Genomic DNA, 23,326 nt, shown 5'->3' with positions numbered 1-23,326 from the left:
GGCCGACGCAGACGCCCCCGGCGGTCGGCGAGCGCGATGAGCCGGCCGGCGACGCTCAAGCCGCGTAGCGGGCGGCCAGGTCGACGGTACGCCGGGCGGCGGCCACCATCGCGCGGTCGGCGAACCGGCCGTCGGGCAGGACCACGGTCCCCGAATCCCGCAGCTGCGCCTCGGCCACCGCGGCCAGCAACTCCTCGGCGCGAGCCACCTCCCGGTCGACCGGCCGGAACGCCTCGACGATCACCGGAAGCTGACGCGGGTGGATCGCCGCGCGACCGAGAAAGCCCAGTCGCCGGCCGACCGCGCACGAGGCGGCCAGGCCGGCGACGTCGACGACGTCGGCGTACACCGACATCGCCGGCGGGGCCAGACCGGCCGCGCGGGCCGCGACCACCACCCGGCCGCGTGCCCAGAGCAGGCCGTCGTCGTCGCTCACCCCGAGGTCCGAGCGCAGGTCGGCCTCACCGAGCCCGATCGAGGCCACCGCGGGGTGGGCGGAGGCGATGGGGTACGCGAACTCCAGCCCGAGCGCCGACTCGATCAGCGGGTGCAGGGGCGCGTCGACGCGCTCGGCGAGGGCGGCCACCGTCGCGGCCGACTCGACCTTCGGCAGCCGCAGCCCGGCCAACCCGGGCCGACCGGCGACCGCCGCGACGTCGGCGTCGAGGTCCGGGCCGGTCAGCTCGTTGACCCGGACCTGCACGGGCACCGGGTGCGCCTCCGCGAGGAACTCGGCGACCGCCTCCCGGGCGTACGCCTTGCGCCCGGCGACCACGGCGTCCTCCAGGTCGAGGATGACCGCGTCGGCGCCCGAGGCGACCGCCTTGGCGAACCGGTCCGGGCGGTCGCCGGGTACGTAGAGCCAGCTCAGCAGCATCAGAGCACACCCCGCTCGCGCAGCGCGGCCAGCTCGTCGGCGCTCAGGCCGAGCGCGCCGAACACGGCGTCGGTGTCCTGACCGTGCCGCCGGCCGGCGTGCCGGATCTCCCCCGGTGTGGCGTCGAGCCGGAACGGCACGTTCTGCATCCGTACCTCGCCGAGTTCCTCGTCCGGCACGGTGCGGACGGTGCCCAGTGCCGTGTACTGCGGGTCGGCGAGGATGTCCCGTACGTCGTAGACGGGCGCGACGGCGGCCTGCGCCTCCTCGAACGCGGCCACCACCTCGTCGCGGTCCCGCTGCGCCACCCAGGCGCTGACCGCCGCGTCCAGCTCGTCGGCGTGCGCTGCCCGGCCGCTGCCGGTGGCGAACCACGGCTCGTCGATCAGCTCGGCTCGGCCGACCAGCCGCAGCACCCGCTCGGCGATGCTCTGCGCGCTGGTGGACACCGCCACCCAGCGCCCGTCGGCACACCGGTAGGTGTTGCGCGGGGCGTTGTTGTTGGACCGGTTGCCCAGCCGGGGCTGGATGTAGCCGAGCTGGTCGTACCAGGTGATCTGCGGTCCGAGCATCGCCATGATCGGTTCGATGATGGCGAGGTCGACCACCTGCCCGGTGCCGGTGACGTCCCGGGCCCGCAGGGCGAGCATCACCGCGTACGCGGCGGCGAGCGCGCTCACCGAGTCAGCCAGCCCGAACGGGGGCAGCGTCGGCGGGCCGTCCGGTTCCCCGGTGGCCGCCGCGAAGCCGCTCATCGCCTCGGCGAGGGTGCCGAAGCCGGGCCGGCGGGCGTACGGGCCGACCTGCCCGAACCCGCTGATCCGGGTGATCACCAGCCGGGGGTTGACCGCGTGCAGCTCGGCCGGGCCGAGCCCCCACCGTTCCAGGGTGCCGGGGCGGAAGTTCTCCACCAGCACGTCGGCGTCGGCGAGCAGCCGGCGCAGCAGCGCGGCACCGTCGGAGTCGGACAGGTTGAGGGTGACGGTCCGCTTGTTGCGACCGAGCACCTTCCACCAGAGTCCGACTCCGTCGCGGGCCGGCCCATGCCCCCGCGACGGGTCCGGCTTGGCCGGATGCTCCACCTTGATCACGTCGGCGCCGAAGTCGCCGAGGAACGCCGCCGCGAGCGGGCCGGCGAAGAGGGTGGCCAGGTCGATGACCTTGACCCCGTCCAGGGGAGCGGTCACCGGGTCACCTCCGCCGCGTCGGGCAGGTCGGCCGCGCAGCGGAAGCCGACCTGGTCGGAGCGGGTGAGCCCGGCGCCGGTCAGCAGCAGCTTCACCGACACGTCGGCCGGTTGCGGGCCACCGTCGAGGTACCAGTCGGAGCCCTCCGCCCGGTGGTCGGCGCCGCCCTTGAGGATGACGAAGCGGGTACGACCGTCGGAGTGCTCGCTCTCGGTCAGGTTCCACACCAGCGGCTCCCGCCGCACGAGCAGCCCCGCCTCGGCGGCAACCTGCCACTCGTCCTCGGTGGGCAGACGCAGCCCGGCCCACGCCGCGTACGCGCGTGCGTCGGCCAGTTCCACCCCGGTCACCGGTGCGTCGGCCGGTCCGCGCCCCGCCGTGAACCGCTCGGGACGCGTCGGTCGGTAGCCGGTGGCCCGCAGGAACTCGGCGTACTCGCCGTGGGTGACCTCGTGGGTGGCGATGGCGAACCGGCCGAGCCGGACGCTGCGCCGCAGCGTGCCGGTGTGGTGCAGCCGGGGCGGCAGCGGCTTCCACTCGTCGACGTAGGGCGCCTCGCCGTACAGGCCGGTCTCCCGCACCCGGTGCCGGACGACCAGGTCGTGCCGGCCGCCCTCGACGGCGACCAGGCCCGACGGCACCCGCGGTCGGGGTGCCCACGGCGTGCGGACGCGCACCGCGGCGCGGGCCGGGAAGGACGGGTCACCGGTCGGCGGCTCGTGGCGGTGCTCGGCGTCGACGCCGGGCACCACGGCCGCGATCGCGCCGGCGGGCAGCGGCCCGCCGACCGCCAGTCGACCGTCGGCGGTCTCGGTGACGGTCAGCTCGGCACCGGTGACCAGGTCGACGAAGCGTCGGCCGGCGCTCGGGTCGGTGGCCAGCCACGGCCCGTCGTGGTCGGCGCCCCGGTTCACCACCGTCCACAGTGGCGCGTCGTGGTGCGTCCAGCGGGACGCGTACACCTGGCCCTCGCCGGGGTGGTCGGCAAGCGGAACCCAGTCCTCGGCGCGCAACCACGCCGCGTGGCTGGCCTGCACCCGGCGCATGGCCCGCAACACCGCGCGGTCGCGGTCGTTCCAGCCGACCCAGACGCCGAAGACGCTCTCCCAGACGAGGACGCCGACGCCGTTCAGCCAGGCCGAGTGCAGCTCGTCGAGGTGGTCGCGGTGCCAGCGCCGGGTGTGGTGCAGCACGTGCCGCCGCTCGAACCACTTCGCCCGCAGCACGCCGGGCACCTCGGAGTCGGCGAACCACTGCGCCCAGGACATCGCGTGGTCGGCGATGCGGGCCAACGGAACCCGGCTCTCGCCCTCCAGGACCAGGCCGGGGCGGACGGCGTCCAGGGCGGCGCGCAGCTCGCCCGCGCCCTCCTTGAGGGTGTCCAGGAAGACGCCGTCGACGCCGAGCTTGCCGGCCAGCGCCGCGACCTCCTCGGCGTCGGTGCCCGGCTCGCGCCGCGTGCCGGTGTCCCACGGGTTGTAGTCGACGAAGACCCGCACCCCGCGCTCCTGGAAGGCGCGCACCACCTCGGGCAGCTCGGGCACGTCCCGGTACCAGTCGAACTGGTTGCGGTCGTCGAGGCCGATCACCGGGTACGCGTGCCAGAGCACCACCCCGTCGAAGCCACCGAAGTCCCGCCCGGCCGCGTCGAGGAACTCGTCGACGGTGAAGACGCCGCGCTCGTGGTCGTAGAGTGCCTCGTCCCAGAGCCAGGCGAGGCAGACGCTGAAGCAGTCGCCGGCGATCTCGTCGTAGTGGGTGCCGGTGTAGCCGATCCGGTCCCGGGCGTCGACGCGCCAGCGGGCGATCTGCTCCCGCCACGCCGGCCAGTCCGCCGGGTCGGCCGGCGCGGCGAAGATCTTCGCCTCGTCCAGCGTGCTCAGGTCGGCGTGCCCGCCCAACGGCACCTCGGTCGGCCGGTCGATCGGGCGCGGGACGTACGGGTTGAAGCTCACGGTGCACCTCGGTAGGTCGCGTCGTAGAGGGCGTCGATGGCCGGCCGCTCGGGCAGGGCGGTGGATGCTCCGGGCCGCTGGGCGCAGGCCGCGCCGGCGGCACACGCCCAGCGCAGGCTCGCCGTGACGGCGTCCTCGTCGTTGGTGCCGCCCCGCTCGGCCCAGCCCACAGCGAGCGCGCCGGTGAACGCGTCACCGGAGGCGGTGGTGTCCACCGCGTCGATGCGCGGCGCCGGGACCGCGATCCGCAGACCGTGCCGATCTGCGTACGCGGCACCACGGGCGCCGAGGGTGAGCACCACCCGGGGCACCAGCTTCAGCAGGGCGTCGAGCAGCACCGGCGGGTCCTCGGGGGCGACCCCGGCCACGACCGCCGCCTCGTGTTCGTTGACGACCAGCACGTCGACCAGGTCGAGCAGGTCGGCGGGCAGCACCGCGGCCGGTGCGGCGTTCAGCACCACGGTGGTGCCGTCGGCCCGGGCCCAGTCGGCCGCCCGGGTCACCGCGGTCAGCGGCACCTCCAACTGCAGCAGCAGCACGTCGGCCGCCGCGATCGTCGCCCGGTCGTCGGCGTCCAGTTCGGTCAACGTGCTGTTGGCGCCAGGCGCGACCACGATGAAGTTCTCCGCGTCCCGGTCGACGGCGATCAACGCGACGCCGGACGGGCCGGCGACGGTCCGCAGACCCCGAACGTCCACGCCCGCGCCGACGAGGCTCGCCCGCATCTGCGTACCGAACTCGTCGTCGCCGACCGCGCCGACGAAGTCGCACGCCGCGCCGGCCCGCGCGGCGGCGACGGCCTGGTTGGCGCCCTTGCCGCCGGGCACGGTCCGGAAGTTCTCACCGAGCACCGTCTCGCCGGGGCTGGGCAGCCGCGACGCCGTGACCACCAGGTCGAGATTGCTGCTGCCCACCACCGCCACGCGCGCGCTCATGCCACGCTCCCTTCCGTGCCGCTTCCCGGCCCCGTGAGGGCCAGAGTCCGCTTCGCCAGTTCGTCGAAGCCGATCCCGTCGAAGCCGGCGATGCTGCTGGCCAACCGGTTGCGCAGCGGGGAGACCCAACGCGCGGGCAGCCCGGACGCTCCGGTGAGCGCTCCGGTCACCGCGCCGACCGTCGCGCCGGTCGAGTCGGTGTCCCAGCCGCCGCTGACCACCGCCGTGATGGACCGCTCCAGGTCACCGCGCCCGTACGCCAGCGCGGCGGCCACCAACGCGGCGTTGTTGCGCACGTGCACCCAGTGCAGGTGGCCGTGCCGGGCGTACAGCGCGTCGACCACGCGTTCCCAGTCGTCGGTCTCCGCGCCGAGCGCGCGGGCCTCGCGGACCGTTGCCGCGAACCGGCTGCGCGGCGGCAGCACCGCCTCGGCGGCGTCCAACACCTCGTCCACGGTGTCGGCGACCGGCGCGGCGGCGGCGAGGGCGGCAGCCCAGAGCGCACCGTGCACCCCGCCCCGGACGTGGCTGACGACGGCGTCGCGCCACGCCAGCTCGGCGGCCCGGTCCGGCCGGCCGGGGTTGACCCAGCCGTACACGTCGGTGCGGATCTGCGCGCCGATCCACTCCCGGAACGGGTTGTGCCGACGGGCGCTCTGCGGTGGCGCGTACCCGAGCAGCAGGTTGCGGTACGCCACCCGCTCGGCGGTGAAGACCCGCCCGCCGGGCAGCCAGTCCAGCCACGCCTGGGCCACGTCGGCGCTGGTGAAGTCCCGCCCGTGTGTCTCCAGCACACGCAGGGCCAGCAGCGCGTAGTTCAGGTCGTCGTCCTCGGGCATCCCGTCGATGGTCTCGGCGAGACTGGTCGGCGCGCTGCGCCGGTTCCACGGCCAGCGGGCGGCCACGTCGGCCGGGAGTCCCTTCGCGGTGAACCAGTCGCGCAACGGCCACCGGCCGGTCGCGGTGAGGATCTCCCGGATGCCCGCGCGGGGAATCTTCTCCACCGGCTTGCCGAGCAGGCAGCCGACCGCCCGGCCGAGCCAGGCGCCGTGCAACCGGTCGTCCGTCACGTCGGTCGGCAGCGACCAGCTCGCCGGCCATCCGGCGCGCAGCCCGGCCAGGTCGTCGGCCTCGTCGGCGGTGTCGACGGCGGGCAACGCGTCGGCGGCGTCCAGCAGCTCCGTGGCGAGGGCCCGCAGCCGCGGCGACGCCGGAGTCGGCGACGCCCCGCTGACCGGTGGGGTCAGGTCCCCGCCGGCCACCGTCCACCGCTCGGCGAGCGCGGCGACGTCACGCCCCTCGTCCCGGCTGGCCGCCAGCTCGTGCGGCAGCAGGTCCTCCGGCTGCACCCAGGTGATCCTCACCGGGTCTCGCCCCCAGCCTCCCGGGTGGCGTCGCCGGCCAGCCCGGCGAAGCGTTCCGCCCGGCGGGCGAACCGGGCCTGGTCGCGCTCGAAGACCTCACCGGCCACCGCCGCGAGGACCCGGGCCGGCTCCACCAGGTCGGTCTTCGAGGCGGTCGCGACAACCTCGGACCACTGGGCCGGCACCGCCGCCGCACCGCCGAGCGCACCGGCGATGGCGGCGGCCATGGTGGCGGTGGAGTCGGCGTCCCGGCCGTAGTTGACCGATCCGAGCACCGCCGAGCGGAAGTCGCCGCCGGCCACCACGAGCATGCCGAGTGCCACCGGCAACTCCTCGATGGCGTGCAGGCGACTGGGTCGCCGCGCCCCGAGGCCGGGGCTGCGGTACTCCTCCCCCACCGTGTCGTAGGGCGCGACCGCGGCACGCAGCGCTGGAATCGCCTGCTTCCAGTCATGGTGGCCACGGGCCTCCTTGACCACCGCGTCGATGGCCACGCGGGTGCCGTCGCGGGCCAGGTCCAGCGCCGCGGCGACGACATCCTCGACGCCCGCGCCGGGGGTCGCCGCCGCCGCGACCGAGGCCGCGAACACGGCGGCGGCCTCCCGCCCGTAGCTGTGCTGGTGCGCGCCGGCGATCTCCACCGCCTCGGCGTACGCCCCGGCCGGGTCGCCCGCGTTGACGATGCCGACCGGGGCCATGTACATGGCCGCACCACAGTTGACGATGTTGCCGACGCCGGCCTCACGCGGGTCCGCGTGGGCGTGGTGCAGGCGGGTGACCAGCCACCGCTCGGCGGCCGCGAGCCGGTGGAAGGTCACCCCGTCCCGCTCCATGTCGGGGATGTGCACCACCCGCTCGATCAGGTCGGGGACCAGCAGCTCCACCACGTCGTACGCGTCGAGGTGGTCCCGTTTGGCCGCGTACGCGCGGACCAGGGCGTGGGTCATCAACGTGTCGTCGGTGATGTGCCCGTCGCCCTTGTGGTACGGCGCAAGCGGACGCGCGGTGGCCCAGTCGGCGTGGTACGGGGGCACGATGCCCTCGACCCAGCCGCCGAAGCGCGTGCGGATCTGCTCGGGCAGCGCCGTCTCGGTGGCGCCACCCAGGGCGTCTCCGACCGCGGCGCCGACCAGGCAACCGACCGATGTGTCGAGCAAGAGTGACATGTCGTTACCTCAGAACCTGCTTGCCACCGTCGACCAGCTGCGTGGCGAGCTGATCGAGGGTGATCTTGTTGGCGAAGTACTGCTGGAGGGCCGGGGTGGCGTACTTGGTCTTCCACTCCGGGTAGCCGTCGGCCTGCTGGAACGGGGCGACGGTCAGGTCCGCGGCACTGTCCGCGGCGACGTCCCAGCCCTGCTTGCCGGCGGTGAGCTTGACCAGCTCCTCGTTGGCCTGCTTGCCGGTCGGTACCAGCCAGTCACCCTTGGCCAGCGCGGCCATGTTGCTCGGGTTCAGGAAGTACTCGAGGAACTGCGCGGCCTGCTTCTTGTGCTTGCTGTCCGCGGAGACCGACAGCGTCTGCGGGTTGGCGGCCTGCTTGGTGGAGAGGCCCTTGATCGGGGGCAGGGTGACCCATTCGAAGCCGGCCGGCGCCTGCTCGACCATCTGCTGACGCAGCGACACCGAGCCGGGCAGCATGGCGTACTTGCCGCCGAAGAAGCCGGGCAGGGTGTCCGCGCCGCTCATGCCGAGCGCCTCCGGGGAGGCCGACTTGGCGGTGTAGAGCATGTCGTGGATCCGCTTCGGGATCTCCTTCTCCGCGTCGCCGACCTTGACCTCGGTCTTGCCGCCGTCGCCGTAGAAGAACGTGCCGTCGTAGTTGAGCGCCAGGTTCAGCACCCGGTTGGTCGGCGACTTCAGCGCCCAGGCCGCGCCGTACTGGCCGGGCTTGGTGAGCTTCTGCGCGTTGGCCTGGAACTCGTCCCAGGTCCAGCCGCCGTCAGCCGGTGGCACCGCGACACCGGCGGCGTCGAGCAGCTTCTTGTTGGCGATGACGACCTGCGACTCCAGCAGGAACGGCACACCGGTGACCTTGCCGTCGAAGGTCGCGGTGTCCCAGATGCCCTTGTCGATCTGACCCTTGAGGTCGTCGGAGACCAGGTCGGAGAGGTCGGCCAGGTAGCCCTGCTTGCTGAACTCGCCGATCGAGGACGCCTCGTAGTGCACGATGTCCGGCGCGTCGCCACCTTCGAAGGAGGTGAGCAGCTGGTCGTGCACCGAGTTCCAGTCACCCTGGACGTACTCGACCTGGATGTCGGGGTGCTCGGCGTTCCACTTGGCGACCAGGTCCTTGTTGACCTGCAACGACTCCTTCTGCCAGGCGAGGCTGAGGAAGCGCAGCTTGACCGGGCCGGATGTGGCCTCGTCGTCGCCGCCGCTGCCGCACGCGGCGAGCGCGCCGAGGCCGACGACCGCGACCGCGGTGGCCGCGGCGAGTCGACGGAATCGGGTACGGAGCATGGGGGTTACCTCCTTGGTGGTGGTGGTGGTGGTGGGGGGACGGTTCAGCCCTTGACCGCGCCGGCGAGCGACCCGGACGAGAGCCGGCGTTGCATGAACGCGAAGAAGATCAGGCTGGGCAGCGTGGCCAGCAGTGAACCGGCGGCCAGCGGGCCCAGTCGGGCGGTGCCCTCGATGCCGACGAACCGGGCCAGCGCCACCGGCAGGGTGGCCAGCTCCGGCGTCTTGATCAGCACCAGGGCGAAGAAGAACTCGTTCCAGGCCGAGATGAAGGAGAACAGCGCGGTGGCGACCAGGCCCGGGGCGAGCAGCGGGAAGACCACCCTGCGCAGCACCTGTATCCGGGTCGCGCCGTCGACCGAGGCGGCCTCCTCCAGCTCGCGGGGGATGTTGCGGACGAAGCCCTGCAGCATCCACAGCGCGAACGGCAGCGCCCAGACCACGTAGATCAGCACCAGCCCGGCGTGCGTGTTGGCCAGGCCGACCTGCCGCAGCACCAGGAAGATCGGGATGATCAGCAGCACGAACGGGAAGAGCTGCGACAGCAGCACCCAGCCCAGCGCGGCGGTGCCGAGCTTGGAACGGAACCGGGCCAGCGCGTACGACGCCGGCATGGCGACCAGCACGGTCAGCACCGCCGAGGCGAGCGAGACCTGGAGGCTGTTGAGCGCCGCCCGGCCCAGCTCCTGCTCGGTGAACGCCTGGACGAAGTTCTGCAGGGTCGGGTTGTCCGGGATCAGCGTCGGGTGCAGGCGGACCAGCTCGCGCGGTGGTTTGAACGCCGTGGAGAGCAGCCAGACCAGCGGGAACCCGAGGAAGATCAGGTAGCCGGCGAGAGCCACGTACTGCAACGTCCGGCTCGTGCGGCTCGGTTTTCCGAACATGTCAGTTCGCCTCCCTCAGCCGGCGACGGAGATAGACGGCGAGCAGCGCGATGATGATCACGACCATCACGTTGCCGAGCGCTGCCGCGTAGCCGTAGTTGCCGTAGCGGAACGCCTCCTCGTAGGCGAAGAGCATCGGCAGCATCGTCTTGCCGCCCGGCCCGCCCGCGGTGAGCACGTAGACCAGACCGAACGAGTTGAAGTTCCAGATGAAGTCCAGCGAGGTGATCGCCACGATCACGGGGGCCAGGGCGGGCAGCGTGACGTGCCGGAACCGGTGCCACGTGCTGGCCCCGTCCACCGCCGCCGCCTCGTGCAGCTCGCGGCCCACGCCCTGAAGGCCGGCGAGCAGGACGACGGTGGTCTGCGGCATGCCGGCCCAGACCCCGACGATGATCACCGCGGGCAGTGCGGTGCTGAAGTCGCCGAGCCAGTTGGTCCGCAGCCCGTCGGCGCCGACCCGGTGGAAGAACTCGTTGATCAGGCCGGCGTCGGGGTGGTAGACGAGCTTCCAGAGGATGCCGACCACGACCGGCGGCATCGCCCACGGCACGACGGCCAGCACCCGGGCCACGCCCCGGAACCGCAACTGCTGGTTGAGCAGCAGCGCCAGCCCGAGGGCGAGCAGGAACTGCAGCACCGTCACCCCGACCGCCCAGAGCAGGCCGATCTTGAACGAGTTCCAGAACAGCTCGTCGCCGAGCAGCTCGCGGTAGTTGGCCAGGCCGGTGAAGCTGACCTCGACGTTGCGCCCGGCCCGGGCGTCGGTGAAGCCGAGGTAGATGCCCCGCAGCAGCGGAAACACCGACAGCACCAGGATCGGCAGTAGCGACGGCAGGAGCAGCAGGTAGATGGCGGTGCGGTCGGAGCGGAACCGGTGCGGTCGGCGGGCCGGGCCGGGCCGCTCGACGTCCGGTCGTTCGGCCAGGGTGGTCATGCGGTCACCCCTTCGCTGGACGGGTGGGTGGTCGGTGGGCCGGCGGGACGGGGGGCCGGCAGCGTCGCGGCACTGGATGCCCGCACGGTGAGACTCGGCGGCACCTGTTCGCGTCGCGGCGGCAGGGTCGCGTCGGCGATGCGTTGCAGAAGCAGTTCGGCGGCCCGGCGACCACGCTCGGCCGAGCCGAGTGAGACGCTGGACAGCTGGGGGAACATCATCCGGGCCAGCTCGGTGTCGTCCATGCCGACCAGGGCGACGTCCTGCGGCACCCGACGTTCGGCGGCCAGCAGGGCGTGCAGCGCGCCGACCGCGATGAGGTCGTTGGCGCAGACCAGGGCATCCGGGTCGGCGCGGGCGAGCAGCCGCTCGGTGGCGTCCCGGCCGGCGGCGTACTGGAAGTCGCCGACCTCGATCAGCTCCTCGTCGAGCGGGATGTCGTGCCGCGCCAGGGCGGCCCGGAACCCGGCGTCACGCGCGGCGCCCGGAACGGTGTCGAGCGGGCCGTTGACGAAGCCGATCCGGCGTCGGCCGGTGGCGACGAGGTGGTCCACGGCCAGCGCCACACCCTGTCGGGAGTCGGTGCGTACGTTGTCCACGGCGGCGTCCGCGCCGAGCTGGCCGACGACCACCACCGGCACCGGGCTGTCCACCAGCGCCCTGAGGTGGTCGTCGGTCACCCGGATCGGCGAGACGATCATCCCGTCCACGTAGCGGTTGGCCAGCCGGCGCAGCAGCGCGGTCTCGTTGTCGATCCGACCGCCGGTGGCGTGCACCAGCAGTTGCCGCCCGGAGGAGGCGACCACGGCCTCGATGGCGCGCATCATTTCCACGTACACCGGGTTGCCGATGTCCTCGACGGCGAGCGCGACGAGGCCGGTGCGCTGCGACTGCAGCGACCGGGCGATGGCGTTGGGCACGTAGCCCACCTCGGCCGCCGCCTCGCGGACCTTGCGGATCGTCTCGGGGCTACCACCGACGCCGTTGAGCACCCGCGAGGCGGACGCGATGGAGACGCCGGCGCGGGCGGCGACGGTGTGCACCGTGGGCCGGCCGTCCGCCGGTTCCTGTAAACGTTTACGACCCACGTCCGGCACCTCCACCCGATAGCTGTAAACGTTTCCGGGGAGTCTGCTCCGCAGGTGGCGGAGAGGTCAAGGGCTCGTTACGAAAACGTTTCCAACCGCCCGGACCAGCCGAACAACGCGGGTGGGGGCGATCTCAGCCGGTTGTTGTCAGGAGTCGGGCCACGGCTGCTGGTTCGGCCAGGTGTGGGAAGTGGCTACCGGGGAGCACGGTCACCAGGACCTCCGGCAGGGCCTCGGTCAGCCAGGCCAGATAGCGGGCCGGCGGCTCGGACGAGGTCACCCAGCGGTACGGGACGCCCCGCTCGCCGATGGACCGCAGGGCCCGGTACCGCTCGGCGGCGATCCCCTCGTCGGATCCGCGCAGGATCTCGCCCCAGTAGCCGAGCAGCAGATCCGGCCGGGGATCGGTCGCGGTCGACACGATCTCACGCGCCTCGGGCGGCAACGACTCGATGCCCATCCCGGCCAGCATGCCGTCCCACACCCGCCGCCAGTCCGGGCCGCGCAGTGTCGGCTCGGCCTGGCGTACGGCCGCACCGAACGGGCCGGGCAGCAGGATCTGGTCCAGGTTCACCACGCCACGCACCGGGTAGCGGGCCGCGTACGTCGTGGCGACCACCGCGCCCACCGAGTGCCCCACCACGACCGGATCGGCGACCCCCACCTCGGTCACCTGGTCGTGCACGGCCTCGGCAACCTCCGCCATCGCGTACGAGGACCGCCGCGGTGAGTCGCCGTGACCGGGCAGGTCGAGAGCGAGAACCTGCCGGGCAGGATCGATCACCGCGAGCTCCCGCCGGACCGGGTCCCACTGCCCCCGGTCGAATGTGAGGCCGTGCAGCAGCACCAGCGGTGGGCGACGATCGTCGTCAGTCATCGACGTTGCCTTTCCGGTGCCCCGATCTCCCGGTACCGCCCGAAGGTGAGGTGGCGGCGGAGGGTGAAGCCCATGGCCTCGTACAGTCGGATCGCGCTCGTGTTGACCGTGGCCGCGTGCAGGAAGGGCGTCTCGCCGCGCGCCTGGACACCGGCCGCGACCGCACGGATCAGCCGGGTCGCGAGGCCGTGGCCCCGGTACGCCGGATCCGTGCAGACCGCGCTGATCTCGGCCCAACCGGGCGGACGCATGCGCTCCCCCGCCATGGCAACGAGCGAACCGTCGCGCCGGATGCCCAGGTAGGGGCCAAGTTCGATGGTGCGGGTCAGGAACGGCCCCGGCTCGGTCCGGCGGACGAGGTCCAGCATCTCCGGTACGTCCGCGCGGGTCAGGACCACCGCCTCCGGGTCCGGTTCCGCACGCAGGCCGGCGGCCACGAGCTGGACACCGGGGATCACGCCGGTCATCTCCCACCCGGGCGGCGCGGTGTCCGGGCCGCCCGGCAGCAGGACCGACGCGTCCGGCCCGACCAGTGCGGCCAGATCCGCCCACGCCGACGGGTCGGTGGGATCGGCCAGCGCGTGAAACGGCGACACCTCGGACGGATACCGCGCGGCCCGCCCGCGCACCTCGGCGACGTGCGCGTGCGGCCCGGTCAGTGAGGTCCACGCCGGGTTGTCCAGCACGTCGGCGTCAATGGTGGTCACGGTGTTCCCCTCGCTGCGAGACGGCGCGGCCCAAGTTACCCGTCGCCACCGGCACCGGCCCGCAGGCGTTCGATGGTGAGGTCGAGGGCGGCCTCAAGGTGATCGATCTTCCCGGTGGAGAGCAGCAGCAGTACGCCGCCCTGGATGCCGGCCAGCAAGGCTGCCGACGTGCGCTCGGCGTCCACGTCCGCGGCGATGTCCCCGGTCGACTGCATGTGCCGGATGCCCTCGGTGATCGCCGCCTGCCAGCGCCACATGAGCCCGGTCACGATCGCCTGCGCGGCCGGAGCGCGCCGGCCGGTCTGGCCGAGCAGACCGTTGAGCGGGCATTTCACGCCCTGCGCGAGGTAGCGCTCGATGAGCCGGTCGCGCCACGCCTGCCAGGCCGGCCAGGACGTCAGGTTGCTCAGCATCGGCTCCTGGTCGGTGAGCACCTGGTCGGCCTCGTGCTGGGCCACCGCGAGCAGCAGCTCCTCCTTGCCGTCGGGGAAGTAGTGGAAGAGCTGGCCCTTGCTGGTGCCGGTGTGGGCCATCACATCCTCGAGGCGTACCTCGTCGACGCCACGCTCGCGGATCTCGGCCGCCGCGCCGGCGACGATCCGTGCCCGGGTCGCTTCGCCCTTGCGGGTCAACGCGCGTGTCATGGCCCAACCCTAGCGCGGGTTCTGGACTTGCAGGTCCATTTTTGCCGAGCAAGGGTCTGTACCGCGGTCCGCTGCGGGCCGACACCACGATCGGGAGGGCACCACCATGAACCAGTACTACCTGCTCGGGCGGTCCGGTCTGCGGGTGAGCCGGCTGGCGCTGGGCACCATGAACTTCGGCGTCGACGGGTTCCACGCCGCGTACGGCAAGACCGAGGAGGAGTCGGAGCCGATCTTCCGCCAGTACCTGGAGAAGGGCGGGAACCTCATCGACACGGCGGACTTCTACACCGCCGGGGAGAGCGAAAAGATCCTCGGCCGCCTGATCGACCGGGCCGGCGTCCGCGAACGGCTCGTGCTCACCAGCAAGTTCACCAACAGCGTCGACCCGGCCGACCCGAACGCCAGCGGCAACGGCAACGGCCGCAAGCACATCATGCGGGCCGTGGAGGCGTCACTGCGCCGGCTCGGCACGGACTACATCGACCTGTACCTGCTGCACACCTGGGACCGGATCACCCCGGTCGAGGAGGTCGTGCACACCCTCGACGACCTGGTGCGCTCCGGCAAGATCCGGTACGCGGGCCTCTCCGACGTACCGGCCTGGTACGCGGCCCGGGCGCAGAGCTACGCCGAGGCGCACGGACTGACCCCGATGATCAACCTGCAGCTCCCGTACTCCCTGGTCACCCGAACCATCGAGGCGGAGTACGTGGCGATGGCCCAGACCCTGGGCATGGGCATCACCGCGTTCAGCCCGATCGGCGGCGGCCTGCTCAGCGGCAAGTACCGACGGACCGACGAGGGCCTGAGCGGGACCGGCCGGTTGACCACACCCGACGCCCCGGGTCGGGCGATCAGCCCCGGCGACTGGCAGGTCATCGAGGCGCTGGAGGGCGTCGCGGCCGACCTGGGTCGCAGCATGGCGCAGGTCGCGATCAACTGGGTGGTCACCCAGCCCGCCGTCGGATCGGTGATCATCGGAGCGAGCAGCGCCGAGCAGGTCGGCAGCAACTTCGAGGCGCTCGACTTCGAGATCCCGGCCGACGCCCGGCGCCGACTCGACGAGGCCAGCACCCCGAACCTCGGGCTGCCGTACGGCATGTTCACCCCGCAGTACCAGTCCTGGGTGGTGAGCCCCGGCCTCGGCATCGGCGACAAGCCGGCCGGCTACGCCCCGCCGGTGCTCAACGCCGCCACCGAGCCGACCAGGTAGGACCTCGCGCGCAGAACAATCGCGCACAACCCCGGCCGGACCTCCGGATCGGCCGCCTCGGCGGCGATGACGGCCATGGCGGCACGGGTGGCCGTGTCGAAGTCGAGAGGTCGGGCCGGCGCGACCCGTCGCCCATGGTGGCCCACCGGCCAGAGATAGAGCCCGGCGACCGCCGCCACGACGAGCACCAACCCGCCGACGACGAGCGCGATGATCTCCGGCATGGGCAGATGCTGACAGGGGCCGCGCCGCGCGCCGGCCGAGGGGGTGCGCCCGGGTGACCGGGCGCACCCGGGTCAGCTATTCCTCCTTTTCTGGCGGCGCGAAGACGACTCTGGAGCGCAACTGCCGAAAGCCGGTCCGCTCCAACTCCGCCAGCACCGCCACCCGGTGGGAGTGCACGTCGGCGATGACCTCCCGGGCACCGTCGGCGGAGAGCATCCGGACCGCCTCGGCCAGCAGCTCGGGCCGGGCCGCCCCGTCGAGGAGGCCGAGATAGGCGAGCAGGGGGTAGCAGGCGTCCCCGAATGTGCCGACCAGCCCGACCGGCTTCCCGGCCTCCAGCGCGATGCGCCATCTCTTGGTGTCGTTGCCCAGCCAGGCCAGCGGGTCGGTGGCGAGGTCGACACCGCCGACCACCCGTGCGATCTCGACGCCGGTCAGCACGTCCGGCTCGGCGATCCTGGCGACCAGGGCGTTGATCTCCGCCACGTCGACGGGCGTCCGGAAGTCGTACCGCCCGGAGGACACCGGCAGGGGTGTGCCCGTCCAGGAGCACCGCAGCCGCTCCCCCCGTTCGACCAGCCCGGCGAGCCGGGCGGCCTCCATGGGCGCCCGCACCACGGCCAGCACCTCGGGTCGCCGCCGCCAGTGTGCCGGCAGCGCGGCGTAGTAGAGGCCGGGACCGCCCAGCGCCTCGTGAGCGGCACGCAGCAGTTCGGCGCCCACCTCCGGGTCGGCGTCCAGATCGAAACGGTCCAGCCACGGGGCACCGACGGCGCCCGGGGGCAGGAGCCAGGCGGCCCGGCCCACCAACCGGCCGGCGCGCAGCGCGACCCAGGTGTTCTCGGGCCGGTAGCCGCCGCCGGCGATCCCGTCGGCGTACCCGACCTGGCGCAGTTGGGGCAGCGGATCGGGCATGGAGTCGAACAGGTTTTCCTCGCCCGCGACGAGCGGACGGATGACCAGATCAGTCATGGGGTTGGTCCTCCGGGAAGCGGGCGCCCCGGGTCAGATCCGCGCGGACGCCGGAGCGCGGAGGGGGCGCAGAACATCGGACATTGTTCTGACCTCCTTCCCGCTCGACGGCGTGCCCGACGACCATACGCGCAGTGGTCGCCGGCTCGCAATGGATCGTCACAGCGTCGGGTTGGTCTCCGACCCACGCTTGTGGGCTCGCTGGTCGTACACGGTGATGCCGCCCAGGATCACCGCCGCGACGGCCGTCACCGCGACAGGCGGGAGCAGCACCGTCACCGGGGCCGCCACGAGCAGCGTCGCCGCACCGAAGTACAGCGCTCGACAGCGTGGTGCGTTTCGGTTCTCCTGCTCCAGAGTGCTCCGCCCGATCAGGAACAGCACCGGACCGCCGAAGATGATGGCCACCAGCGCCCAGTCGATCGGCGGGTGCAGATCCTCGATGACCTGCCCGAAGCCGACGGCGGTGCAGATGATGCCACCGACGATCAACAGCAGGCTGTAGCTCGCCCACCGCGACAGTTGGATTCCCTCGCCGGCGGCGCTGGCGGTCGCGTGCCGCCCGGGCCCGACGTGGTAGAAGTAGATCCGCCAGAACGAGACGACCGCCACGAACGAGGCGACGAGGGTGATGGTCCGATCGGTGGAGAAGCCCGGGAAGCTGACCGCGGCGCCGGCTTCGAGCACCACCTCGGCGAGCGCGATCATGAAGAACTGGTTGTACCGCTCGGCGAGATGCACCTGGGAGACGTTCACCGTGCTGGCGAGCGACGCGCGGCCCAGTCGGGGCGTGGCCCAGTTGATGTGCCCGCCGATGAGCTCGATGGCCAGCCCGAGGGACCAGAGGACGCCTCGACCGAGACCTCCGCTGATGCCGCCGCTGATCCAGAACACACCGGACACCGTGTGCCAGGCCAGCACCCGGAGGGCGAACCCCTGGCTGGGGTGACCGCGCAGCGCGAGCACCAGGTAGAGCGGTCGGCCGACCTGGATGGCGACGTACGTGCAGGCGAAGATCACGCCGCGCTCGCCGAACGCCTGCGGCAACGAGACCGCCAGCACCAGCGTGCCGAACATCGAGGCCAGCAGCACGGCCTGCAGGTCGGGGCGCCGGGGGTCGTAGGTGCTCGCCAGCAGGGCGTTGAGTGACCAGATCATCCACATCGCGGTGAAGAACAGCAGCGTCTGACCGGCCTCCGACAGCAGGGTGTGCCGGACGATGGTCAGGTCGTCCGCGACCCGCCCGGCGAGGCGGGCGAGGGCGAAGACGTAGACGATGTCGAAGAGCAGTTCCAGGACGGTCGCGGAGCGCGGGCTCCGGCTGTCCCCGAGGCCGAGAGTCCCGGCGCGCGTCATCGCCCCGAGCCTCCTCGCCCCCAGTCCTGTTGAACGATTTTATCCGGACATCATGTGATCCCGGCGGCTATGGCGGGATCACGGGCCGACTCAGGCCCGGCTGGAGATCTGCTGAACCGCCCAGCCGTTGCCGTCCGGGTCGGTGAAGAACACGAAACCCACGTTGTCCAACGGATCCGGCACCGGCCGGGGGTTGCCCCCCATCACCTGGATCTCGCTGACCTCGACACCCCGCTCCACCAGCTCCGCGCGGGCCTTCTGCAGGTCGGGCACCACCAGTTGCAGCCCCTTGAGCGATCCGGGCTCCATGTCGGGCACCACTCCCCGGCCGATCACGACCGAACAGCCCGAGCCGGGCGGGGTCAGCTGCACGATCCGCGCGTCGTCGTTGATGACGGTGTCATGGTCCACGACGAAGCCGAGCCGGTCGGCGTAGAACTCCTTGGCGCGGTCCACGTCCGAGACCGGCACGACCACGACTTCCAACGTCCAGTTCATCCGGGCACTCCCTCACCGTGTGGAATCCGGTTCGCGTTCATCAGGCGGGCGTGGACCACGCCATGGACGCCGACGGTACCGCCGCGGCGCTGCGTCCCGGTGGAAAACCGTTATCCCGTGGTGGTCGGCGAGTCTCCTGAGGGGAGGCGCTGGTAGCGATCAACCACCGCCCCCTCGTCGAGTGACGAGGCGACCACACGAAGGAGTCGAGACGATGCGCACAACCGGCCGGGGTGCAACCGACGCCGCGAAGATGAGCCGGGGCGCCCACGCGGAACCCCGACGCGGTCTGCGCGGTCGCCTCCCGATCGGCGTGCGGCGTCTGCTGTGGCCGCTCGCCGTCGCCGCCGTGGTCGCCGTACTCGTGACCGGGGTGATCGTCGTGGTCCAACCGACCGGGCCGGCGCCCGCACCGGCGGCGACGCAGGCGGCCGATGCGCTGCCGCCCACCGACCCGGCGCTCGGCACACCGACCGCGACCACGCCCGCCGCCACGGCGAGCCCGACGGCGACGACGCCCCCACCCACCCCGGCGGCGAAGCCGACGACCGGGCGGCCGGTCGCCCCGGCGGTGTCCGCGGTGACCTCGAAGCGCAAGGGCGTCGGCGTGTGGACCTTCGACGGGGTCAGTCAGGCGCTGGCCAGCTCCGGGGCGAGCTGGTACTACACCTGGGACGTCGCCCACCCGGGCGTCACCAGCCCGACGGGCGCCGAGTTCGTCCCGATGATCTGGGGTGCGAAGAGCGTCACCGCCAGCAACCTGCAGCAGGCGAAGCGGAACGGCCGGCAGCTGCTCGGGTTCAATGAGCCGGACATGGGCGGACAGGCGAACATGTCCGTGGAGCAGGCGCTGGAGCTGTGGCCGCAGCTGGAGGCCACCGGGCTTCCGCTGGGCAGCCCGGCGGTGGCCTGGGGTGGGGACCGGCCGGGCGAGTGGCTCGACCGCTTCATGGCCGGCGCGAAGCAGCGCGGCTACCGCGTCGACTTCATCGCCCTGCACTGGTACGGCGGCGACTTCGCCACCGCCAACGCCGTCAACCAGCTGAGGTCGTACCTACAGGCGGTGCACGACCGCTACCGGCTGCCGGTCTGGCTCACCGAGTTCGCGCTGATCGACTTCTCCAACGGCGTCCGGTTCCCGAGCCAGGCACAGCAGGCCGCGTTCCTCACCGCGGCGACGAAGATGCTGGGCGGCCTGTCCTGGCTGCACCGGTACGCGTGGTTCGGCCTGCCCGCCAGCGACAAGGATCAGACCGGCCTGTTCCGTACCGGCAGCACCGCGACCGCCGTCGGTCGCGCCTACCAGGCCGCGCGCTGACCCCGGGACTACGCCTGGTCCACGTGGTCCCGCCACGAGTGGCGCGGTTCGTACCCCAGCACCCGGCGTGCCTTGTCGATGCTGAGCAGCGTCTCGTGCTCACCGAGCTGCCTGCGGATCTCGACGTTCGGGTAGACCTCGGCCATCAGGCTGGCACTCGACCTGGTCATCACGGTGTCCGCGTTGGCGATGATGAAGACGTCGGCACCGGGCTGGTCGTGGGCGAGCGCCCGCTCGACCGCCTGGGCTCCGTCGCGGGAGTCGATGTACCCCCACAGGTTCCACCGGCGCAGCGACGGGTCGGCGTCGAACGACGGGAACGGCGCGTAGTCCTCGACGTCCATCACGTTGGAGAAGCGCAGACCCACCATGACCAGCTCCGGATCCCAGCGGCAGAAGTGCCGCGCCATCTCTTCCTCCAGGGCCTTGTTCAGCGAGTACGTCGACTCGGGTCGCGGCGCGTACTCCTCGTCGACCGGCGCGTACGGCGGCGGGGTGTCGAACGGCAACCCGAGGACCGTCTCGCTCGACGCCCACACGACCCGCTTGATCCCGGCCGCTCGGGCGGCGGCGAAGACGTTGTACGTGGCGGCCGAGTTGTTCGCGAACGTGGTCGCGTTCGACATCAGCCCGGGTGCCGGCACCGCCGCCAGGTGCACGACCGCGTCGATCCCACCGGCGTGCTCGTCCGCGCCCCCGGTGAACGCCTCCACCACCTGCCCGTAGTCGGTGAGGTCGACGAGGAGGAACTCGCCGTCGACGTCGCGCGGGTCGCGTCCACCCGCGCGGTCGACCGCGAGCACGTCGACGCCCACGCCGCGCAGGCGGGCGACGACGGCGCGGCCGAGCTTGCCGGTGGCACCGGTGACGACAACGCGGCCGGGCAGTGCGGAACTGGTCATGACCACATCCTCTCCGGCGGCGACCGGAGCCCCGCAGGCGGGTGCGCGCCGCACCCGCGCCCGCGGATCACCGGATCATGTCTCCGGTCACCGCCGGCAGCGCCCGCCCGAACTGCAGCAGTTCCCGCAGTGCCGCGAGGTAGCCCTCGCGGTCCCGATGCCTGATGGCGAGGTCACAGTCGCCGGCCGCCCGCTCCGCACCGGCCAGCAGCGCGTCCCAGGCGGCCTGCTCTCGCGGTTCGGGATAGTCGAAGTAGCGGCGTGCGTCGGCGACCGGGCCGGAGATCGCGACGCAACGGGGACGCAGTTCGGCATCGATCACCGACCAGTCACTGAACGCCCGGTACGACCCGTCGGCAGTGAGCCGATCGATCCGTTCGAGCAGTGCCAGCACGCCGGTCAAGACCTGGTTGATCCGGTCGGCGCCGCCGAGCGCGAGCCACGCGTCCACCTGCGCCGCCCGTACGGTGGGCGAGGTCGGCTGGTCGGTGAGCACGAAGTTCGTCGAGACGGGGCCGGCATCCGTCGATGAGTCCGACCGGGCGTCGACGGCCATCACGGTGACCAACGTCGCGGTCACCAGACACGGCATGAGCACCGCCGCGCGGCGCAGCGCGAGCCGTCCTCGGCCGGGTCGGTCGGGCAGGTCGGTGCGGGGCCGACGGGTGGCCATGGCGCGGTCGCGGAACCGACGCAGCGGCGGGCGGGCAGGCACGCCCAGGGCAGCGGCCGCGACGGCGAGGAACACGCCCAGACCCAGCGTCGTCGACACCAACAGGGCGGTCACCGTCCAGCCCGCCACGGGATCGAACCGGCATGACGACCCCAGGATCTCCAGCGGGCGGACGCATCCGTCGACCGAGGCCAGCACGGCCAGGGTGGCCAGTCCCGCCAAGCCCGTGGCACCCGACACGATGAGGCTCTGCAGCAACGGAGTGCGGTCGGCCAACGCGGCGGCGAAGCCCGCCGCCACGAACATCGCGGCGACGATGACGACCATGAGCCACGTCAGGTAGCTGACGAGATGGCCCTGCTCTCCACCGGCGACCACCGGTGACCACGCTCTGATGCCCGCCGTCGTGGCCACGACCAGCACGGTGCTGCCGAACGCGCCGATCCCGGCGGCGGGAAGGGTCGGCCACGGTGCGCCGGTGCTGACCCGGCGGGGGAACCAGGCCAGGATCGCGGTGACGCAGAGCAGCCCGGCCAGGCAGAGCAACTCGACCCGCATGCTCAGGAACAGCAGCGGCGGCAGACCGGGCGCGAGGTGCAGGAGCGTGCCTTCGTAACCCTGGCCGTCGGTGACGCTCCGCTCGAACTGAGCGAACAGGTCGGCGGTGAAGGCGTTGAGGCCACCAGCCAGCAAGGTGCCCTCGCTCTCCCACCAGTACCAGGCGAGTGCCATCACGCAACAGCTCACGCCGAGTCCGACCAGCAGCGGCCACCGTTGTGCCGCGCCCGCCGGGCGAGTGGCGGAGACCTGGGCGTACTCCGCCGTCCACCAGGTGGCCGCGAGGCCCGCGAGCACGGGCAGCGCGAGGTACCCGGGCTGATCGGGGAGCAGATCCCACACGCTGCCGGAGCGACCCACCGCCAACTCACCCACGATCAGGCCGGCGCCCAGGGCACCGCCGGCGCGTAGCCCTGACGGCGCCGGGCCGCCGGTGCGGGCCGCATGGGTCACCGCCGGCCAGAGCAGCAGCCCGGTGATCGCGGTGACCAGGACGGCGACCAGCACCGCGATGATCACGTGTTCCTGGCTGGCGTTGACCTCCACCATGCTCAGCAGAGCGGGCAACCTGGTGGCGGCAATCGCCGCCGTCGCTCCGGTCAGGAAGAACGACAACACCTGCGGCGTCAACATCGTCCCCGAGTTCACCATCGACCCGAGCCGCTGCTGCCAGGTGGGATGGGCTCGCCAGAGCGGGCCCCCGGACGCCCTGGACCACCTGGTCGCGACCGCGGTCCGCCCGGTGACCTCCTGGGCGGCGGCCCTCTCCCAGAGGCGGACGTTCGCACCCCACCGTCGTGCGGTCAGATCGGCGTGGTGCTCGCGGGTGCGCAGAATGTCCACGCGGGCCAGGTAGGCCAGTACGACGGTGATGACCAGCATCGCCACGTGGTGCGCCACCCGGGTCTGTTCCCGCGACTGCATGTACGTGCCGGCGGTGCCGGGCAGGCTCACGACCGCGACGTACCCCAGGTCGAGAGGGAGGATCACCCCCAACAGGATGCGCCAGAGAGCGACGGTCGCGTAGGCGATGTCAACGTCACGGTTGTGCAGGTGGGCCAGTTCGTGCAGCACCACCGATCGAAAGTCCTCGGGGTCGCGGTGGCGTCGGGCGACGAGGCCACCGTCCAGACAGACGGTGTAGCGACCGAGACGGCCGAAGACCACCGCACCGGTGCTGGGTACGGCGGGCGCGATGACGAAACGGGGCGGGCGCCTCAGCCCGGCCACGGCGACCAGGTCGGCCAGGACGGTGGAGAGGTCCGCGAGACCGTCGACGTCCTCTACCGGCACCACCCGGCTCCGCCGCCCCTTCCACAGCGGCAGCACCCAGTACAGCGCCACGGCGCAGAGCGACACCAGCAGCAGTGCGCCGGGTTTCCACCACCATGCCTGGTGCGGCACGAAGCGCTCCACGCACTCCTTGAACGCGGATGCCTGGTCGACGGCGCGCACCCGCACGTCGAGGTCACTGAGGCCCGGGTCGCCACCGCTGGCGAGAGTGCAGCCGACCCCCACGCCGTTCGGGTCGGAGCGCGCGTTGATGACGCTGCCGGTGATGACGGCAGCGACACCCACGAAGAGCACGATCAACAGGAGGAAGCGTGGAAGAGTGCCGGCGTTCGACATGCTGAGGTGTGCCGACGACGGCTCCGTCGGCGTCGTCCGGTCCAGGACCACCGACATCGTG

General features: G+C 72.4%; 21 protein-coding genes. 2 read left to right on the top strand and 19 right to left on the bottom strand.

Features of this window, described 5'->3' with window-relative positions; translation table 11 throughout:
* Window positions 1-55: 55 nt before the first annotated feature.
* From O7620_RS06185 to O7620_RS06125, 13 genes are all read right to left on the bottom strand, one after another.
* Window positions 56-877 carry a CoA ester lyase gene (locus tag O7620_RS06185; protein WP_278122243.1) on the bottom strand — a complete coding sequence of 274 codons (822 nt, stop codon included), beginning with the start codon at window positions 875-877 and terminating at the stop codon, window positions 56-58.
* A complete protein-coding gene (locus tag O7620_RS06180; RefSeq protein ID WP_278122242.1) occupies window positions 877-2,064 on the bottom strand; it encodes a CoA transferase in 1,188 nt (395 codons plus the stop codon). Before O7620_RS06180 ends, O7620_RS06185 begins: the two co-directional genes overlap by 1 nt.
* Window positions 2,061-4,019 (bottom strand): SUMF1/EgtB/PvdO family nonheme iron enzyme, encoded by a 1,959-nt coding sequence (locus O7620_RS06175; protein WP_278122241.1) that lies wholly within the window; start codon window positions 4,017-4,019, stop codon window positions 2,061-2,063. The genes O7620_RS06180 and O7620_RS06175 overlap by 4 nt, the downstream gene beginning before the upstream one ends.
* Window positions 4,016-4,954, bottom strand: a complete 939-nt coding sequence (locus O7620_RS06170; protein WP_278122240.1) for a ribokinase — start codon at window positions 4,952-4,954, stop codon at window positions 4,016-4,018. The genes O7620_RS06175 and O7620_RS06170 overlap by 4 nt, the downstream gene beginning before the upstream one ends.
* On the bottom strand, window positions 4,951-6,318 hold the full coding sequence (locus O7620_RS06165) for an ADP-ribosylglycohydrolase family protein (protein WP_278122239.1): 1,368 nt from the start codon (window positions 6,316-6,318) through the stop codon (window positions 4,951-4,953). Before O7620_RS06165 ends, O7620_RS06170 begins: the two co-directional genes overlap by 4 nt.
* Window positions 6,315-7,484, bottom strand: coding sequence for an ADP-ribosylglycohydrolase family protein (locus O7620_RS06160; RefSeq protein WP_278122238.1), 1,170 nt, complete (start codon window positions 7,482-7,484; stop codon window positions 6,315-6,317). The genes O7620_RS06165 and O7620_RS06160 overlap by 4 nt, the downstream gene beginning before the upstream one ends.
* 4 nt (window positions 7,485-7,488) lie before the next feature.
* Entirely contained in the window at window positions 7,489-8,781 is a 1,293-nt protein-coding gene (locus O7620_RS06155) for a sugar ABC transporter substrate-binding protein (protein WP_278122237.1), read from the bottom strand.
* A 44-nt stretch (window positions 8,782-8,825) separates the two neighbouring features.
* Window positions 8,826-9,665: a carbohydrate ABC transporter permease gene (locus tag O7620_RS06150; RefSeq protein WP_151489407.1), complete on the bottom strand. Its 840-nt coding sequence runs from the start codon at window positions 9,663-9,665 to the stop codon at window positions 8,826-8,828.
* 1 nt (window position 9,666) lies between these two features.
* Window positions 9,667-10,602, bottom strand: coding sequence for a sugar ABC transporter permease (locus tag O7620_RS06145; protein WP_278122236.1), 936 nt, complete (start codon window positions 10,600-10,602; stop codon window positions 9,667-9,669).
* Entirely contained in the window at window positions 10,599-11,690 is a 1,092-nt protein-coding gene (locus O7620_RS06140) for a LacI family DNA-binding transcriptional regulator (protein ID WP_278122235.1), read from the bottom strand. The genes O7620_RS06145 and O7620_RS06140 overlap by 4 nt, the downstream gene beginning before the upstream one ends.
* Window positions 11,691-11,823: 133 nt before the next feature.
* Window positions 11,824-12,567 carry an alpha/beta hydrolase gene (locus O7620_RS06135; protein WP_278122234.1) on the bottom strand — a complete coding sequence of 248 codons (744 nt, stop codon included), beginning with the start codon at window positions 12,565-12,567 and terminating at the stop codon, window positions 11,824-11,826.
* Window positions 12,564-13,274 carry a GNAT family N-acetyltransferase gene (locus tag O7620_RS06130; protein WP_278122233.1) on the bottom strand — a complete coding sequence of 237 codons (711 nt, stop codon included), beginning with the start codon at window positions 13,272-13,274 and terminating at the stop codon, window positions 12,564-12,566. Before O7620_RS06130 ends, O7620_RS06135 begins: the two co-directional genes overlap by 4 nt.
* Window positions 13,275-13,309: 35 nt before the next feature.
* On the bottom strand, window positions 13,310-13,918 hold the full coding sequence (locus O7620_RS06125) for a TetR/AcrR family transcriptional regulator (RefSeq protein WP_278122232.1): 609 nt from the start codon (window positions 13,916-13,918) through the stop codon (window positions 13,310-13,312).
* Between the two features lie 106 nt (window positions 13,919-14,024).
* Here O7620_RS06125 and O7620_RS06120 point away from each other — a divergent pair, with 106 nt between their 5' ends.
* Window positions 14,025-15,134, top strand: coding sequence for an aldo/keto reductase (locus tag O7620_RS06120; RefSeq protein WP_278122231.1), 1,110 nt, complete (start codon window positions 14,025-14,027; stop codon window positions 15,132-15,134).
* On the opposite strand, the gene O7620_RS06115 is transcribed toward O7620_RS06120, so the two are convergent.
* From O7620_RS06115 to O7620_RS06100, 4 genes are all read right to left on the bottom strand, one after another.
* Entirely contained in the window at window positions 15,089-15,358 is a 270-nt protein-coding gene (locus tag O7620_RS06115) for a hypothetical protein (protein ID WP_278122230.1), read from the bottom strand. The two genes, O7620_RS06120 and O7620_RS06115, sit on opposite strands and share 46 nt — an antisense overlap.
* 76 nt (window positions 15,359-15,434) lie before the next feature.
* Window positions 15,435-16,331 carry an acetyltransferase gene (locus O7620_RS06110; RefSeq protein WP_278122229.1) on the bottom strand — a complete coding sequence of 299 codons (897 nt, stop codon included), beginning with the start codon at window positions 16,329-16,331 and terminating at the stop codon, window positions 15,435-15,437.
* 159 nt (window positions 16,332-16,490) lie between these two features.
* Window positions 16,491-17,687: a low temperature requirement protein A gene (locus O7620_RS06105; protein WP_278122228.1), complete on the bottom strand. Its 1,197-nt coding sequence runs from the start codon at window positions 17,685-17,687 to the stop codon at window positions 16,491-16,493.
* 90 nt (window positions 17,688-17,777) lie between these two features.
* Complete coding sequence (locus tag O7620_RS06100; RefSeq protein ID WP_151488669.1) at window positions 17,778-18,185, bottom strand: VOC family protein; 408 nt, start codon at window positions 18,183-18,185, stop codon at window positions 17,778-17,780.
* 214 nt (window positions 18,186-18,399) lie between these two features.
* Between O7620_RS06100 and O7620_RS06095 the strand changes: the two genes are divergently transcribed.
* A complete protein-coding gene (locus tag O7620_RS06095) occupies window positions 18,400-19,503 on the top strand; it encodes a glycoside hydrolase family protein (protein ID WP_278122227.1) in 1,104 nt (367 codons plus the stop codon).
* Window positions 19,504-19,511: 8 nt separating this feature from the next.
* Here O7620_RS06095 and O7620_RS06090 read toward each other — a convergent pair whose 3' ends face one another.
* Entirely contained in the window at window positions 19,512-20,405 is an 894-nt protein-coding gene (locus tag O7620_RS06090; RefSeq protein ID WP_278122226.1) for an NAD(P)-dependent oxidoreductase, read from the bottom strand.
* Between the two features lie 67 nt (window positions 20,406-20,472).
* Entirely contained in the window at window positions 20,473-23,322 is a 2,850-nt protein-coding gene (locus tag O7620_RS06085; protein ID WP_278122225.1) for a M48 family metalloprotease, read from the bottom strand.
* Window positions 23,323-23,326: the final 4 nt, after the last annotated feature.

This window comes from Micromonospora sp. WMMD710, from assembly GCF_029626045.1.
GTDB lineage: Bacteria > Actinomycetota > Actinomycetes > Mycobacteriales > Micromonosporaceae > Micromonospora.
The sequence above is the reverse complement of the archived record's forward strand: the minus strand, read 5'-3'. Positions and strand labels throughout refer to the sequence as shown.